This is a genomic window from Bacteroides rodentium JCM 16496 (assembly GCF_000614125.1).
In the GTDB taxonomy this organism is placed as follows: Bacteria; Bacteroidota; Bacteroidia; order Bacteroidales; family Bacteroidaceae; genus Bacteroides; species Bacteroides rodentium.
In genome coordinates, this window is the sequence record NZ_BAKJ01000018.1 from 1 (window position 1) to 14449 (window position 14449).

Consider the following 14449-nt stretch of genomic DNA (forward strand, 5'->3'; position numbering starts at 1 on the left):
ATGCCCGTGGCGGCAGGTCAGGATGCTGCTTGCAGGCAGGTAAAAGAAGCGTTCCTTATATCTTATATATAGTAATGAACGCCCGCAAGAGTACCCCCTTAAAGGAACGGACAACGAACGAAACAAGAACATTTATATTATTATTAACAACTAATTTACGATTAAGAACATGGAAAAAAAAATGAAGTATGAAGCTCCGGCAGTGGAAGTGCTGGAAGTAAAAGTGGAAACAGGCTTTGAAGGAAGCGGCTTTGATGTTACACCTCCGGAATATCCTGGATTCTAATAAAGAGATAAACTGGAAACATGTATAGAATTGCAATATCAAATTATTAATTTATATCAAAATGAAAACAAAAACTTTATTGGCCGCACTCGCGTTGCCCGCGATATTTGCGGCATGTAGCCAAGATGAATTTATGGCTACGCAAGAGTCGGAGTTCAAAGGGACACCTATCGGGTATTTGGAATTTACTGCTACACGTGGTGGAGCAGATACACGTCTGAATCTTAGCGGATGGGAAAAAGATGACAAGATTGCTCTGGGATGGATTTCTGCAGCAGACCTTTCTGCTACTGCCAATCTTTTCTCAAACCATCCTTTGTACTTCAAAGGAAACAACGGATTCAAATCAGAGACAATGGTGTTTGAAGGATTGTACATCGCTTCTTTCCCATACCAAGAAACTCAAAAAGTGAGTCCTTTGGCTTTTGATTTGGCAACACAGACTTCCACTAATCTTGAAGCTACTTATGGCAAACGGGTTTATGTAAGTGACAAATTCGTAGAACTGACGGAAGAGACAGCCGGTTTGGGCAATGCGTCTACATTGAGCATGGTTCCGCTTACAAACCTTATGAAACTTAACATCAAGCTGGCTGCAGGGGCGACAGTTCCTGAAGATTTCAAAGTATTGGGTGTTAAGCTGAATGATACTGGGAGTAAGTTGGTGAATAAGCTGACTCTTGCTTCTAGTAATTCTGCTGTTGTCGCAGGTAATTCTGCTCTTGCATCTAGTTGCTGGACTCCAGCACAAGGTAACATTGCCGTGCAAGTTGGTACAGAGAATGAAGGCCTTGCCATTGATGCCACAAAGGGCTTGGATGTATACGTACAGTTGGGAGCTTTTGCTGCTGATGATGCTACCACACTGGCTATCGAGACAAATTACGGTGATGCAAGTATTGCTGCAGGAGCTGAAAGTGTGACTTGGAGCAGCACAGGCTTGGGACAAGCAGCTGTTGCAAAAGTTGCCTCATTTGCTGAAGCAGTGAAAGCAATGAATGGTAAGGCTGCAAGTAAACCTTACGGCCAAAATGTAAGCGTGAACGTGACACTTAATGCAGCAAGCATTCAAGTTCCGACTACTGTAACATGCCAGGAAGATTTGAATAAGATTGTGAACCTGATGGATAAATTGGGTATGTTTGCTGCCGATAATACTAGTACAGCCACAATTGAGTTCTCAAAGAGCACCTTGAAACAAGCAGATAAGGTTGTAGCTAACGATGGCGATGTTGTTATCACAGACATCTCCGGATTGAACAAGCTGGGTGGTGCAGTAACTTTCAAAATGGCTGCTAGTGATTATCCTACGAATGTATATATTGCAGGCGAGTTGGGATTGGCTACAACACCTACGATAACAAGCGTGGGCTTTTCCGTACTGGACGGCGAAACGCTGACTGTGACCAAAGATTTGGACCTTGGAAGCAATGGCCTTACCATCAATGCAGGCGGTAAACTGGTTAATAAAGCTACCATCACCATTGGAAGTGGTAAAGCAATCGTTATCTCCGGTGAAGATGCAACTACAAAAGCTCCTGCCGCAATTTATGAAAGCAACGCAAAAGATGCTGCCATTGCAGGCGATGGTGTTTTCACCAACAGTGGTGTAGCTCATTGGATTGCCGGTTCATTGGCTAAGGTTGGCGGTAAAATCTATGCAGATGTTACTACCGGTGTCGAACTGAACAATGCGAATATAGCATTCGAAGATGTTGCGAGCGGAGCAACTTGTGAAGTAAAAATCGCAACAGATATGACTGTTGCCGGACAGTTGCAATCCACTACATTTGGCAATATTACCAAGATGACTATCAACGGTGAGGTTACGTTCGGAGTAAACCAAGCTGAGGCTTTTACCTTTACTAAATTGACAGCGATTAATGTAGAAACCGGTTCATTCAATCTTACCGGTGGCGACACTGCTGAAGGAGAAAACGCATTCTACGCACTCACTGCTGCTAGTGCAGGTTGTACATTGACTTTGGAGGAAGGCACAGAGCTCAACATTCCGGCTGGCGCTAAACTTGATTTAGGATCAGCTGGTGTTGTAAACTATAAGTCTGCAACAGTCAATAATGCAGGTTATATTGAAGCAGGTTCTGCAACAGGTACAGGTACTTGGGAAGGAAATGCTATCAAAGAGAATCCTAAAGCAGAATAATGGGAGCCGACGCAGCATTGCGGATAATGCTGGAATGACATCTTCAGGCAGCAGGTCCTGAATTTGCCATTCGGCAATCCTACAAACCGAATCCTCATCCGGAAGCCATGTAAAATGGTACGGGTGGGGATTCGTGTTTAGTATCTCTTTACCTGTACCGGAGTCTGAGACTCTGTCAACGTGCAAAAGAGACTGCTTTCCTGCATCTATATACCATAAATGCATCCCCCTTCATCTCTCCCTTCCCCCTTTAAGTAAATGATAAAAATTAGTTTATATCGTAATAGTATCTCGATTCTCCTCCTCCGGGGAGGAGGGGAATTCAGATACTACTACAGTATAAACTGAATTTCAACATATACTTATCAGGCTTCCCGGATTCCCGGTTCCTCTCTTCATCCCCCTTTTTCTTTGTCAAAAAACAAAACCACATGAAGGAAGAATGAAAGGGGATGTACGAAGCGTGCATTCGGTCAGCTGTTTTTTTTGCACGATAAACGTGATGTGTAGACGGTGTTTTCATTTGCATACACCGCTTTTTAAAAAAAACGAAAAAAGACAGTTACTTAGGAAAGAATGAATTATCTTTGCAACCGGTGTAAATATGCAGTCAAACCCCTATACATTATTATATATAGATGAATAGCAATACTACAAACGAGGAAAATAAACTGCAGTCCGTGCAGGAGCAGGAGATTGATTTGCTGGAACTGGCAAAGAAGGTTTGGGATTCGCGGAAGCTGATACTGAAAGTGTGCGGCATCGGGGCTGTGATAGGTCTGGTGATAGCTTTCAGTACCCCTAAGGAGTATACGTCGAAAATTCTGATTGCTCCGGAGTCTACCACCAAAAGTTCGTCATCCGGCATGAGTGCATTGGCGGCAATGGCGGGTGTCAGTCTTGGCTCTTCATCGGGCAGGGATGCCATTTATCCGGACTTATATCCGGATATTGTGAGTTCCACTCCGTTCCTCACCGGTCTTTTCGACATAGAGGTGCACGAAAACAAAGATACCACGATGATGACCCTTGCCACTTACATGAAAGAGCATCAGAGGGTGCCGTGGTGGAGGTCGGTTACCGGTGCACCTTTTAAATTGATAGGTTGGGTGACGTCTCTGTTCAAGGAAAAAACGGAGGAAGAGGGAGGTGACGCCCGGAAAATAAATCCTTTCCAGATGACCCGTGAACAGGCAGGCATAGCCGGTGCCATCGGTTCCAAAATCATGGTTACGGTGGAGAAGAAAACATGGGTGACAACGTTGGCTGTTACTATGCAAGACCCGTTGATAGCTGCTACGGTGGCCGACTCCGTACGGGTGCGCCTGCAGGACTATGTGACGGATTATCGGACGAGCAAGGCACGCATGACCTTGGAATACACCGAAAAACTGGCTAAGGAAGCGCAGGCCGAATACTACGAGGCTCAGGAAAAATACGCCCGTTTTGCAGATGCCAATCAGGGTCTGGCTATGTTGAGCTCGCGTGCGGAACTGGAGAAACTGCAAAATGAAATGAATTTGGCTTACTCTGCCTACAACCAGATGAGCCAGCAATTGCGGCTTGCCAAGGCCAAAGTGGAAGAGATTACCCCGGTATATACCATTATCCAACCGGCATCGGTTCCGTTGCGACCTTCGAAGCCGAGCAAGATGATGATTCTTGTGGGCTGTGTTTTCCTTGCCGGCGTGGGAAGCGTGGGCTGGGTACTGTTTGTGAGAGACTTCTTGAGAAATAGAAAGAAACAGGTGGCCGGTGACGGGCAGAAGGCTGATGATTAAAAAAATATACGGACTGCTGTCCGAACAGCAGCGTAAACGGGGTATTTGGGCAGCTTTTGCCGTATTGCTGCGTGCCATACTCGATTTTGCGGGAGTAGCTGCACTGATTCCGATACTGCTGGTGGTAGTGAAACAAGAGGATGGCGGTCGGGGCATGATGCTGGCGTTGTGTGGGGCCGTGTTGCTGTTTGTCTTGTTTAAAAACACATTGGTGGTGCTCCTGGCACGTGTGCAGAGCCGTTACCAATTGGAGATATACCGTGAGTTCAGCCGCCGGATGTTTGCTAATTATTATCACCGTGGTCTGCTCTTTCTGAGGGGGAAAAGTAGTGTCCAGTTGGGGCACGAGGTGAATTACGTCTGTTATACGTTCAGTTTGTGTGTGTTGGCTCCGGTCTTTCGTATGGCGGGAGAGTTGATGCTGGTACTGTTGATGGTATCGGCACTTGTGGTTTGGGAGCCGCTTGCCGGTTTGCTGCTTTGTGCCTGTTTTTTCCCTTTGGCTGCTTTGTATGTGGGATTGGTACGGAAGCGTTTGCGCCGTTTCGGAATGGAAGAATTGGAGGCACGGCGAAAACAGAGCCGTACGGTGGTAGAGGCTTTTCGCGGGTATTCCGAATTGGAGATAGCCCAGGCTTTCCATACTTCGCTTGCGAGTTTCGACCAGGGAATGGATTTCATCGTCCGCAACCGTCTGCGCACGGAAATATATCAATTGTTTCCGTCATTCCTCTCGGAAGTGGCGATTGTGGCGGGGCTGGCTTTGCTGATTGGCACCGGAAGCGGTGATTTGGGATTGGTGAGCGGTGTATTTGCAGTGGCTGCCTTCCGGCTGATTCCGGCAGTGCGTAGTGTGCTGAACAGTTGGGTAATGCTTCAAAATGCCTCACACACCATTACCGTAGTGGAAGAGGGAATCAGTGATGAACCGCAGGAAGAGGTATCGGAAGGAACTCCTTTCACCTTTAAACATGCCATCGAGCTGTGCGGACTCGGCTTTGCCTTTCCGGACGGACATACGCTTTTCAGTGACTTGAACTTAAAAATCGTTTGCGGTGAGCGTATCGGTGTACGTGGAGCCAGTGGTTCGGGAAAGTCTACACTTTTCAATCTGATGCTTGGCTTTTTTGAGCCGACAGCGGGAGAGATTCGTATAGACGGGCAGAAGCTGACACCTGCCAATCGTAGCGGATGGCACGAACGGGTGGGCTATGTTCCGCAGGAGATATTCATCATAGAAGGTACGCTTGCCGATAATATAGCACTTGGCCAATCGCAGGCCGACCGGGCAAAAGTGATGCAGGTTTTGGAACAAGTACAGCTTAAGGAGTGGGCCGACGGGCTGCCGCAAGGTCTGGATACACCTTTAGGAGAATATGGCAGCCGTTTGTCAGGCGGACAGAAACAGCGTATCGGCATTGCACGTGCACTCTACAAGGATGCCGAGGTCTTGTTTTTTGATGAGGCCACGTCTGCGCTGGACAACAAGACGGAGCAGGAAATCAATCATGCTTTAGAGATGCTTTCTTTAAAGCATAGAGAACTGACGCTGGTGGTGATAGCCCATCGTGAAAGTTCGTTGGCTTTTTGCGACAGGATATTTGAGTTGGAATAGTGATTAATGATTAGTGATTAATTGTCAATTATCAATTGTCAATTGTCAATTAAATTAAGTATAATGATGGAACAAGATTATTTGATAGCCGGGCATCGCATCCGGGTGGAGGGTGACCGCTTGGTGAAGGCGATGGATGCGCTGGATGGCTTTGCGGTGTTTAAAGTGGAAACGGAAGGCGAGGCGGTATGCCGGTTTGTTGAGGCTGAGACCCGGATGCCGGAGTTTGAACAAGTACATTATCGCAGTGAAATAGACGGTATTGTGAGTCGTTTCGGGCGTAATGCCGAAGAGTATGTTTTTGACATGACGCCTTCGGATGCCGAGCCTTTGCAACTGTGGATGAATCCGGATGCGCATACTGCCAGTTTCAAAGGGAATTATGCTCCCCGGCTGCTTCGTTTTGCCTGCTGGATTGCTTACGGAGTGGCTACTGCACCTCTTCAGACCGTTGCCATCCATACCAGTACCATTCAGTATCGTGGCAAAGCCGTGTTCTTTTTGGGAGAAAGCGGAACCGGGAAGAGTACGCATACCCGTTTGTGGCGTGAAAATATAGAAGGTGCCGTGCTGCTGAATGATGACAGCCCCATTCTGCGCATTGTAGACGGGAAGCCGTGGGTATATGGCAGCCCGTGGAGTGGAAAGACACCTTGTTACAAAAAAGAAAGTTATCCGTTGGCAGCGTGCGTGCGTCTGTCGCAAGCACCTTATAATGAAATAAAGAAGTTGAGTGTGGTTCAGGGATATGGGTCGCTCCATCCTTCGTGTCCTCCTTGTTTTGCCTATGATGACGGACTGTATGATCACATCAGCAGTGTGTTGGGCAGCCTGCTCTCGAATGTACCCGTCTATCATTTGGCTTGTCTGCCTGATGCTGATGCTGCCCGTCTGTCTTGCAAAACAATATTCGGTGCATGAAGAAGTTGACTGTTTCCAATAGCTTTCTTAGCGAAGCGGCAGAGGCTTTGAAGCAGGGACATGCTGTGAAACTTCTGATTGGCGGGCAGAGCATGTATCCTTTTATCAAGGGAGGGGTCGACCTGGTGGAGGTAGTACCTTGCCCTCCTGAAGGGGAACTGCCGAAGTGGTGTTGTCCTTTTTATCAATGGGAGGGCCGCTATATGATTCACCGTTACATAGGTTGTGAAGGTGATGAATGCCTGATGCTGGGGGATGGAAATATAGCACGTATCGAGCGTGTGAAGCGGGAGGAGATTGTGGGTCTGTTGCAGACCATCTACCATCCGGACGGCACCGTGCAGGATTGCCGTGATGCACGTTGGCTGAAGAAGGCGGAATGGTGGTATAGACTCCGTTTCCTGCGCCGATGGCTGTTACCGGCCTTCAGGCTGTTGCATGTACGTTGATGCTTTTAACTAAAATTATTATGGAAAAATTTCCTTAATAACGAATGTCGTTGTACTTTTGTACCATCTTTAAAGAACACTTATAAACAAAAAACTTTAGAAATTATGTCAAAAGTAACCGTAGTAGGTGCAGGTAACGTAGGTGCTACATGCGCTAATGTGTTAGCCTTTAATGAAGTGGCTGACGAAGTGGTAATGCTGGACGTGAAAGAAGGCGTTTCAGAAGGTAAGGCAATGGATATGATGCAGACTGCTCAGCTGCTGGGCTTCGACACCACTGTTGTAGGTTGTACCAACGATTATGAGAAGACTGCCAACTCCGACGTTGTAGTGATTACTTCCGGTATTCCCCGTAAACCGGGCATGACTCGTGAAGAATTGATCGGTGTTAATGCAGGTATCGTTAAGTCGGTTGCACAGAACATCCTGAAATATTCTCCGAATGCTATCCTCGTGGTTATCTCCAACCCGATGGATACCATGACTTATCTGTCATTGAAGTCTTTGGGCTTGCCGAAGAACCGTATCATCGGTATGGGTGGTGCTTTGGACAGCTCTCGTTTCAAATATTTCTTGTCTCAGGCTTTGGGCTGCAACGCCAACGAAGTAGAAGGCATGGTTATCGGTGGTCACGGTGATACTACCATGATTCCGTTGGCTCGTCTGGCTACTTACAAAGGACAGCCGGTAAGCACACTGCTGAGCGAAGAAAAACTGAACGAAGTGGTAGCTTCTACTATGGTAGGTGGTGCTACACTGACTAAGTTGCTGGGTACTTCTGCATGGTATGCTCCGGGTGCGGCAGGCGCTTATGTCGTTGAGTCTATCATCCACAACCAGAAGAAGATGATTCCTTGTTCAGTATATCTGGAAGGAGAATACGGTGAATCAGACATCTGTATCGGTGTTCCCGTAATCCTTGGCAAGAACGGTATCGAGAAAATCGTTGAACTGGAACTGACTGCTGACGAAAAAGCTAAATTTGCTGCCAGCGCTGCTGCCGTTCACAAGACAAATGCTGCTTTGAAGGAAGTAGGTGCTCTCTAATTGAGGGTAACTTAAAATGATAAGCAAACCTCACGGTCTTTTTCCGAAAGGAAAAGTCGTGAGGTTTTTTTATTCTCCAAAAACAAGAATCATTATGAAAAAACTACTATTAGGTATTGCTGCCGCTTGCCTGGCAGGTTTTATTTTTGCGCAGGATGCTCCGCTGTGGATGCGTCATAGTGTCATCTCTCCCGATGGGACCACCATTGCTTTTACGTATAAGGGAGACATCTATACGGTGCCGGTTGCCGGTGGACGTGCCATGCAGATAACTACCAACCCGCATACGATACGGCTCCGGTATGGAGTCCGGACAGTAAGCAGATTGCTTTTGCTTCGGACCGTATGGGAAGCCTTGACGTCTACATCGTGTCCAAAGACGGGGGCGAACCACGACGGCTGACTACCCACTCGGGAAGCGAAACACCGCTTGCTTTTACAGATGCCGGGCATATCTTGTTCTCTGCGGGCATCATGCCGTCTGCCGAGGCTGTTGTCTTTCCTTCCAACGGGCAGTTCAACCAGGTATATCGAGTATCAGTGGAGGGAGGGCGCCCGACGATGATTTCGTCCATGCCTATGGAGTGCATCTCCATCAATAAGGAGGGAGCGATGTTGTATCAGGATAAGAAAGGTTACGAGGACTACTGGCGTAAACATCACGTATCGCCCATTGCCCGTGACATCTGGATGTATACTCCGGGAAAAGAACCGCAGTACCGCCAGCTGACCACTTTCGGAGGAGAAGACCGTGAACCGGTTTGGGCTCCTGATGGAGAAACATTCTACTATCTGAGTGAGGAAAACGGCTCTTTCAATATCTACCGACGTACTCCCGGAGATGCAAAGGCCGTGCAGTTGACGCACTATACCAAAAATCCGGTACGCTATCTCAGTGCCGCTACGGACGGAAGGTTGTGCTATGGATTTGATGGTGAGATTTACACCCTGCTCCCCGGTGGAGAAGCGCAAAAGGTGAACATCAGCATTGTTTCCGACAGAAACGACAAGGACATTATCCGCCAGATTAAGAGTAGCGGTGCCACGGAAATGGCAGTGTCTCCGGATGGTAAGGAAGTGGCTTTCGTTTTGCGCGGCGATGTCTACGTCACTTCAGTGGAATATAAGACTACGAAGCAGATAACGAATACTCCTTGTCAGGAACGTACCGTAGACTTTGCCCCCGATGGCCGGACACTGGTTTATGCTTCCGAACGTGGCGGGCTTTGGCAACTTTACACTTCGACGATTGTGCGTAAGGATGAAAAGCTGTTTACCTATGCCACAGAGCTGAAGGAAGAACGCTTGACAAATTCGGATGCCGCTTCTTTCCAACCCCAATACAGCCCTGACGGTAAAGAGATTGCCTTCCTTGAAAACCGCAGCACCATCCGTGTCATCAATTTGAAGACAAAGGATGTGCGTACCGTTATGGATGGCAAGTATCAATACTCTTATTCGGACGGTGACCAGTGGTTCCAGTGGAGTCCGGACAGCAAATGGATTCTTTCGGACTATATCGGTGTAGGTGGATGGAACAACAAAGATGTTGTGCTACTGAATGCCGATGGCAAGGGTGAAATGGTGAACCTGACCGAAAGCGGATACAACGATGGCAATGCCAAGTGGGTATTGGGTGGAAAAGCCATGATTTGGACCAGTGACCGTGCGGGGTATCGCAGCCACGGCAGTTGGGGAGCCGAAGACGATACTTATATCATGTTCTTTGATGCTGAAGCATACGACCGTTTCTTGATGAACAAGGAAGAATCCGCTTTGCTCGAGGAAGCGGAGAAGGCAGAGAAGGAGGAGAAGGAAAAAGCCGGGAAGAAAGACGGAAAGGATGCCAAGAAGAAAAAAGAGGATGCCGACAAAGATAAGGAGAAAAAGGTAGAGCCGTTGAAGTTCGACCTCGCAAACCGCTTTGACCGTATTGTACGCCTCACCGTCAACTCCTCGCATATGGCAGATGCCATGCTTTCTGCTAAAGGGGATAAACTCTATTATCTGTCTGTTTTCGAGGATGGGTACGATCTTTGGGAGCACAATCTGAAAGAGAATGTTACAAAGGTTCTTTTGAAGAAAGTAGGTGCAGGCGCTTTGCAGCCTGACAAGGAAGGAAGAATATCTTCCTTTGTGCCCGCGACGGAATGAAGAAGATAGAGATTGAAGGCAGCAAGATTTCTCCAATTGAATTTGAGGCTTTCTTCGATTACCGCCCTTATGGTGAGCGTGAATATATCTTCGACCATATCTGGCAGCAGGTAAATGATAAGTTCTATGTGGCAGACTTGCAAGGTACGGACTGGAATGGATACAAAGAAACCTATAAGCGCTTCTTGCCTTATATCAACAATAACTACGATTTTGCGGAAATGCTGAGTGAGATGCTGGGTGAATTGAACGGTTCTCATACGGGAGCGCGTTATTATGCTTCGGGCGCAGCACTTCCTACGGCTGCTTTGGGAGTGTTCTATGATGAAGCTTATGCGGGCGATGGACTGAAGATTAAAGAAATTATAGCTCAGAGTCCATTGACGAAGAAAAAGACGGATGTCAAGCCGGGCTGTATTATCGAGAAAGTGGATGGTGTTGTCATTAAGGCCGGTGCTGATTATTTCCCGTTACTCGAAGGTAAGGCAGGCCGAAAGGTGATTCTCTCGGTCTATGACCCTGCTACCGGAAAGCGGTTTGAAGAAACCTTGAAGCCTATATCTTACGGTGCCCAGAATGAGTTGTTGTATAAGCGCTGGGTGGAAAACTGCCGCAAGAAGGTGGATGAATATTCCGGCGGGCGCATTGCTTATATTCACATCAAAGGTATGGATAGTCCGAGCTTCCGTAAGATGTATTCCGACTTGCTGAGCGAGAGTAACCGCAAGAAAGAGGCAGTCGTGGTAGATACCCGCCACAATGGAGGCGGCTGGCTGCACGACGATGTGGTGACATTGCTGGGTGGCAAAGAGTATGAACGTTTTGTCCCGCGCGGCCAGTACATCGGTAGCGACCCCTTCAACAAGTGGCTGCAACCTTCGTGTATGCTGGTTTGCGAGGATAATTACAGCAATGCCCACGGTACTCCTTTCGTATATAAGACATTGGGAATAGGCAAGCTGGTAGGTGCTCCCGTGGCAGGAACCATGACTGCTGTCTGGTGGGAAAGCCAGATCGATCCAAGTATTGTATTCGGTATTCCGCAGGTAGGTTGTGTGGATATGCAGGGCAACTATCTGGAGAACCAGACTTTACAGCCGGACATCTTGGTTTATAATGAGCCGGAAGCTGTTTTGAAGGGAGAAGATGCACAGCTGAAAGCGGCGGTGGACCATTTGCTGAAGGGGTTGCAACAGAAGAGGTAGATGGCAAAATAAAACCTGTTTTCTTGATGTCACTCTCACTGCTGTCACTTTTTCCTTCTGTCCCTTTATTCATCGGTATTTGAATGGTGAGTGAGAACAAATAACAAGGGTGAGGACAAAATTTTGCCCTCACCCTTGTTATTTGCCGTTTTCCCGTCTATTTCTCTTCCCAAAAGCATCTTTGCAGTATAGGAAGTGGTAAACTGATGAATAGGTTTATGAGTTTATTATCAATGCATTACATTTACAACGTTGTTACATTCTTATGTAAAAGACGTTACACACCGGGGAAAGACTCTTTACACACCGGGGTAAAGGCCGTTACACACCGGGGTAAAGGTAGTTACATCCTGGGGTAAATGGAGTTCCCCGCTGAGGTAAATAGGTTATCCTGCTGGAGTGAATGAAGTGATATAGGCTTATCTGATGTCTGCCCCCCACATCATTTTATTGCGAAGGGTATCAAAGAAAATATGGTTGAACCGTTTCACTACCTTTATGCTATAGTCGGCACGTGAGATGTGCAACTGGGTCGTTTCTTTGCAGGACTCGCTACGGCCGTCGATGGCAACCAAGAAGTTGTGGCTGCGGCTTTCCACATCAAGTGTAATTTCCCAGTCGTCACAAATGACGATGGGACGGACGTTGAGGCTGTGTGGAGCCACCGGGGTGATGGCAATGGTTTTACTGTGGGGCACAATGACCGGACCGCCGACGCTGAGTGAGTAGGCGGTGGAACCGGTAGGTGTGGAGACAACCAGGCCGTCAGCTTGATAGGTGGTCAACGGAGCGCCATTGATGGCGGCGTGGATACTGATCATGGACGAACTGTCCCGCTTCAATACGGCTATCTCATTGAGGGCGTAAGGGGATTGCATCAAGCGTTCATCGTCGCACCTCAGTTGCAGTACACTACGCTCTTCCACCTTATAGTGGTTGTTGTAGATTTCATCGAAGGTCTCTTCCATCTCTTCCGGTGAGATGTCGGCAAGGAAACCCAGCCGGCCGGTATTGATGCCCAATATGGGGATATTCTTCTTTCCTACACGGCTGGCTGCTTTCAGGAAAGTGCCGTCGCCACCGATGCTGATAACCATGTCGGCACAGAAATCATCTCCGTCAAACAATTCGGCGTCAGGTATGTTTAAATGTAAATCGGTAGTCAGGAAGTGATGGAATTCCCGGCAGATGCAGAGCTGTGCATTATGCTGTCCGAGCAACCGGAAGAGGTTTTCTGCATGCGAGGATTTCTTTGCTTGGTAGGTATTTCCGAATATGGCAAATTTCATAATCAATTCTGTTGGATTGAAGTGCAAAGATGCTATTTTTTTCTCAGAATGCTGCCAATATATAACTATTATTTGTACTTTTGTCCCAAACTATAAACCGAATTATGACTAGATTAAGCGTTAATATAAATAAGGTGGCAACGCTGCGCAATGCCCGTGGAGGTGATGTCCCGAATGTTGTGAAGGTAGCGCTGGATTGTGAAGACTTTGGTGCTGATGGCATTACGGTGCATCCCCGTCCTGACGAGAGGCATATCCGCCGTAAGGATGTATATGATTTGCGGCCGTTGCTGCGGACAGAGTTCAATATCGAGGGTTATCCTACACCCGAATTTATGGATTTGGTCTTGAAGGTGAAACCGCATCAGGTAACTTTGGTGCCCGACAGCCCTACACAGCTGACTTCAAACGCAGGCTGGGATACCAAGACCCATTTTGACTTCTTGAACGAAGTGTTGGATGAGTTCAACAATGCTGGTATCCGTACTTCCGTATTTGTTTCCACCGATGCCGAAATGATAGAATATGCTGCCAAAGCCGGTGCCGACCGCGTGGAGCTATATACGGAACCTTATGCTACGGCTTATCCCAAAGGACGGGAAGCGGCTGTAGCTCCTTTTGTCGAGGCTGCCAAGGTGGCCCGCAGCTTAGGTCTGGGGCTGAATGCCGGACATGATCTGAGTCTGGTGAATCTGAATTATTTTTATCAAAACATTCCGTGGCTGGACGAGGTATCCATCGGGCATGCGCTGATTAGTGACGCGTTGTATCTGGGATTGGAGCGTACGGTCAAGGAATATAAAAACTGTCTTCGCTGATGAATGTAATGTTGTTATTGGCCCAAGTGGCTCCGGCACTGACTGACTCTATTGCAGGTGCCAATCCGGTACTGACACAAGTAAACGCTTCCGACGAAATGAATTTATGGAGCATGGCCATCAAAGGTGGCTGGATTATGATTGTCTTGGGTTTGATGTCCGTACTTTGTTTCTACATCTTGTTTGAACGTAATTATGTTATCCGGAAGGCGGGGAAAGAAGACCCTCAGTTCATGGATAAAATAAAGGATTATATTTTGGGTGGGGAATTGAAAGCTGCCATTGCTTATTGTCGCAGTGTGGATACTCCCTCGGCCCGTATGATTGAAAAGGTATCAGCCGTTTGGGACGCCCGGTGAACGATGTGCAGGCTGCCATCGAGAATGTGGGTAATATTGAGGTTGCCAAACTGGAGAAGGGAATGACGATTATGGCCACGATTTCCGGTGGCGCTCCTATGCTAGGCTTCCTTGGCACGGTGACGGGTATGGTACGTGCATTTTGGCAAATGGCAAATGCCGGAAATAATATTGATATAACGTTGCTTTCCGGTGGTATTTATGAGGCGATGATTACTACGGTGGGCGGTTTGATAGTCGGTATCATAGCTATGTTTGCCTACAATTACCTGGTGACATTGATAGATGGCGTGGTCAACAAGATGGAAGCCAAGACAATGGCATTCATGGATTTGTTGAACGAACCGGCGAAATGATTAAT

The 14449-nt window shown here is 47.5% G+C and carries 8 protein-coding genes and 2 pseudogenes; 9 read left to right on the forward strand and 1 reads right to left on the reverse strand.

The annotated features are described in order from the left end of the window. Positions 1-347: 347 nt before the first annotated feature. From JCM16496_RS09835 to JCM16496_RS09865, 7 genes and pseudogenes are all read left to right on the forward strand, one after another. Entirely contained in the window at positions 348-2450 is a 2103-nt protein-coding gene (locus JCM16496_RS09835) for a hypothetical protein (RefSeq protein ID WP_128809529.1), read from the forward strand. Between the two features lie 638 nt (positions 2451-3088). After that, a complete protein-coding gene (locus JCM16496_RS09840) occupies positions 3089-4231 on the forward strand; it encodes a Wzz/FepE/Etk N-terminal domain-containing protein (RefSeq protein WP_025833995.1) in 1143 nt (380 codons plus the stop codon). Then, positions 4224-5846: an ABC transporter ATP-binding protein gene (locus JCM16496_RS09845; RefSeq protein WP_128809530.1), complete on the forward strand. Its 1623-nt coding sequence runs from the start codon at positions 4224-4226 to the stop codon at positions 5844-5846. Before JCM16496_RS09840 ends, JCM16496_RS09845 begins: the two co-directional genes overlap by 8 nt. 66 nt (positions 5847-5912) lie before the next feature. After that, the gene (locus JCM16496_RS09850; RefSeq protein WP_025833997.1) at positions 5913-6767 is read left to right on the forward strand and encodes a phosphoenolpyruvate carboxykinase (ATP); all 855 of its coding nucleotides are present in this window, start codon (positions 5913-5915) and stop codon (positions 6765-6767) included. Beyond that, entirely contained in the window at positions 6764-7216 is a 453-nt protein-coding gene (locus JCM16496_RS09855; protein ID WP_025833999.1) for a hypothetical protein, read from the forward strand. Before JCM16496_RS09850 ends, JCM16496_RS09855 begins: the two co-directional genes overlap by 4 nt. 105 nt (positions 7217-7321) lie before the next feature. Further along, on the forward strand, positions 7322-8263 hold the full coding sequence (gene mdh / locus JCM16496_RS09860; protein WP_005829779.1) for a malate dehydrogenase: 942 nt from the start codon (positions 7322-7324) through the stop codon (positions 8261-8263). A gap of 94 nt (positions 8264-8357) precedes the next feature. Continuing rightward, positions 8358-11622 (forward strand): annotated as a pseudogene (locus JCM16496_RS09865) (S41 family peptidase). A 419-nt stretch (positions 11623-12041) separates the two neighbouring features. On the opposite strand, the gene JCM16496_RS09870 reads toward JCM16496_RS09865, so the two are convergent. Further along, positions 12042-12911, reverse strand: a complete 870-nt coding sequence (locus JCM16496_RS09870; RefSeq protein WP_025834004.1) for an NAD kinase — start codon at positions 12909-12911, stop codon at positions 12042-12044. A gap of 104 nt (positions 12912-13015) precedes the next feature. Between JCM16496_RS09870 and JCM16496_RS09875 the strand changes: the two genes are divergently transcribed. Next, positions 13016-13729, forward strand: coding sequence for a pyridoxine 5'-phosphate synthase (locus JCM16496_RS09875; RefSeq protein ID WP_005833357.1), 714 nt, complete (start codon positions 13016-13018; stop codon positions 13727-13729). Then, positions 13729-14444, forward strand: a pseudogene (locus tag JCM16496_RS09880) (MotA/TolQ/ExbB proton channel family protein). Before JCM16496_RS09875 ends, JCM16496_RS09880 begins: the two are co-directional and overlap by 1 nt. The last annotated feature ends 5 nt before the right edge of the window (positions 14445-14449 follow it).